Genomic DNA, 2,665 nt, shown 5'->3' on the forward strand with positions numbered 1-2,665 from the left:
CCGTCGGCGAAGTGCTCGACGGTGGGACGGAAGTCGGTGCGGGTCTGCTCGCCTCGGTCGTCGTCACTGCCGCCGTCCGCCGCTCGGGCGGCCGCCGATCCGATGCCGTGTGCGGGAGCGGCCGGGCCGCCGATCGGGTCGCCGGAGACCCGGAGGTCGCCGCGGACCGGGCCGGTCGCGGTTCCGCCGGCGGCGGCTCCGATCGAGGAGATCCCGGCCGCGGTTCCGCCCGCGGCGGCGAGCCCTCCTGCTGTCGGAATCGCGCCGAGCCCCGCAGGACCGGCGATCGTTCCGGATCCGGTGATCGTCGCGGAGTGCACCGCGGCCGGTGCGGACCCGGCGCCGAGACCGGTGCCCGGCGTGTACGTCGACGTCGCGACGGTGGACGCGTGTCCCTGCCCGAACAGCGATGCGACCTGCGGCGCCGCCGATCCGGCGACACCGCTCCCGCCGGACGCCGCGACCTCGGCCGCGACCCGTCCGGCCTCTCCGCCCACGCTGCGGAGCACATCCCCGTTGCCCAGGGCTTCACCGACGCGCGAGGCCACCGAGTGGGCACCGTCGACGACGGACTGCACCGGATCGGAGAACTGCACGTGCTCGGTGCGTCCCATACGGGAGGCGACCGCCGCGAGTTCCTGCACACCGATCGATGCGGGCGCGTCGGCGGTCAGCGACGGCGGGGCGGTGAACCGGTCCGGGACCGCGGCGAACACCGTCGCCGCCTCGTAGGCCTCCATCGCGGCGGCCGCCCGCAGATCGAGCGCCTTCTCCGCGGCCTCCGCGGCCGCAGCAGCACCGTTGACCGCGCCGCCCGCCGTGTAGGCGGTGGCCTTCGCGGCCTGGACCGCGGCGATCTCGGGCAGGCTCGGCATCGCGATCAGCGCGGTCGCGTACGCCGCCGACCCGACCGCGGCCTTCTGCGCCGCCGCGGTGGCCTCCCCGACGACCGATTGCGTCCACGCGATGAACGGGCCGAGAGAGGTGATCGCGGAACCGCCGGTCGTGCCCTCCCAGCCGAGACCCAGTTCCGCCGTGACCCGGGTGAGGGTGAGGTCCGCGTCCGCGAAGGCCGCGGCGACCGCGGCCCAGGCCGGTCCGGCCGCGCCGATCGGCAGCGGTCCCGTCCCCGTGGTCAGGCTCGTCGAGTTCACGGTGGCGCCCCGCGGCAGCCACACCACTCCGGTCATTCCGAGCGTCATCGGTTCTCTACCTTTCTGACTGCGCGTCCGGAGAAGTCGGTCACATCGTGGCGTGCAGGGCGACGACCCGGCGTGCCTCGAGATCGGTGTAGTGCGCGGCCTGGCTGCGGATGGTCAGCGCTGCGGTCCGCAGTTCCTCGATGCCCTGGACGGCCGCCGGCCTGAAGCTCGCGGCAAGCCCGCCGAAGTGCTGCGAGATCAGCCGCGACACCTCTTCCGAGCCGGGTGGGGACACATCCAGAGCCGGATCCGCGGCCTGGACGGACGCTTCGAGACGCAGCGCGAGCGCCTCGAGTTCGGCGGCGGCGAGGAGCAGAGCGTCGGGATCGACGCGAATGTGGTCGGGCACGGGCCGTTCTCCTGACATCTCGGGTGCGTGTGTGGGCGCGGGTGGCGATCCCTGCGCCGTCGAAGGGTTGGACGCGTCGCGGTCCGGATCGGTTCCGTTCGATTTGTGCCGGTATCCTCGAGCCCGTCAGTGACAGAGCGATCGATAGGTTGGGATGCGGTAATGGGAACTTCCACCGGCGACACCGTCACCGACGGGGTGGCCGTGCCGGATTGGCGGAAGCTCGAGGAGACCGAGCTCACCCCGATCCTGTCCGCCGCGCTCGACGCGTTCTACGAGACCGGCTTCCACGGCACGTCGGTGCGCGAGATCGCGCGGCGCGTGGGCGTGACGGTTCCGGCCCTGTACTACCACCACGAGAACAAGGAAGGGCTGCTCATCGCGCTGCTGGAGCTGTCCACCAGCGATGTGCTCGCGCGTGCGCACGCCGCGGATGCCGACGGCGGCGACGATCCGGTGAAGCGGCTGTCCAACGTCATCGAGGCCATCGTGCTGCGCATGACGCTGCGCGCGCGCCTCGCGGCCCTCGAGGGCGAGTCGCGGTACCTGAGCCCGGAGAACCGGCAGCGTTATCGCGCGGTCCGCAAGGGTGTCGAGCAGCTGGTCCGGAGCATTGTCGAGGAAGGGGCCGCGGCCGGCGTGTTCGACGTCGACGACCCCGCGGAGACCACCCGCGCGCTCCTCGGTATGTGCCAGTCCATCCCGCGCTGGTACCACTCCCAGGGCACACTCACCCCGGAAGAGGTCGCGGCGAAGTACGTGGCGATCGCTTTGAAAACGGTCGGGGCGGCCTGACCGTCGCCGGCCCGGCCGCCCCGTGACCCGATCGCCGGGTCAGCGTTTGCGGTAGACCGCCGGTCGCTTCTCCATGAACGCGGTCGCGCCCTCGCGGAAATCGTCGGCGGCGAGCAGAACGAGCTGACCTGCGCGCTCCCGCGCGAACGCGGCGTCGAGTTCGGTCAGCGTCGCATCGTTGATCGCGGCCTTCGTGGAACCGAATGCATCCGAAGGCCCGTCGGCGATCCGCTGCGCCAGCGCCTCGATCGCGTCGGCGTATCCCTCGTCGGGGTAGGTGTCGGCGATCAGGCCGGCCGCGACGGCCTCGGGGGCGGGC

The 2,665-nt window shown here is 72.5% G+C and carries 4 protein-coding genes; 1 reads left to right on the forward strand and 3 read right to left on the reverse strand.

Annotated features, from left to right (window positions below):
• The coding region (locus tag I0Q12_RS03525) for a PPE domain-containing protein (protein WP_197250620.1) at positions 1 to 1,202 on the reverse strand (1,202 nt) is incomplete at its 3' end.
• A gap of 40 nt (positions 1,203 to 1,242) precedes the next feature.
• Positions 1,243 to 1,551, reverse strand: coding sequence for a PE family protein (locus I0Q12_RS03530; protein ID WP_197250621.1), 309 nt, complete (start codon positions 1,549 to 1,551; stop codon positions 1,243 to 1,245).
• Between the two features lie 162 nt (positions 1,552 to 1,713).
• On the opposite strand from I0Q12_RS03530, the gene I0Q12_RS03535 reads away from it, so the two are divergent.
• Complete coding sequence (locus I0Q12_RS03535; RefSeq protein WP_197250622.1) at positions 1,714 to 2,346, forward strand: TetR/AcrR family transcriptional regulator; 633 nt, start codon at positions 1,714 to 1,716, stop codon at positions 2,344 to 2,346.
• Positions 2,347 to 2,385: 39 nt separating this feature from the next.
• Here the strand turns inward: I0Q12_RS03535 and I0Q12_RS31820 are convergent.
• On the reverse strand, positions 2,386 to 2,665 hold a 280-nt coding region (locus I0Q12_RS31820), incomplete at its 5' end, for an enoyl-CoA hydratase-related protein (protein WP_231609937.1).

Source organism: Rhodococcus sp. CX, from assembly GCF_015865005.1.
In the GTDB taxonomy this organism is placed as follows: Bacteria; Actinomycetota; Actinomycetes; order Mycobacteriales; family Mycobacteriaceae; genus Rhodococcus.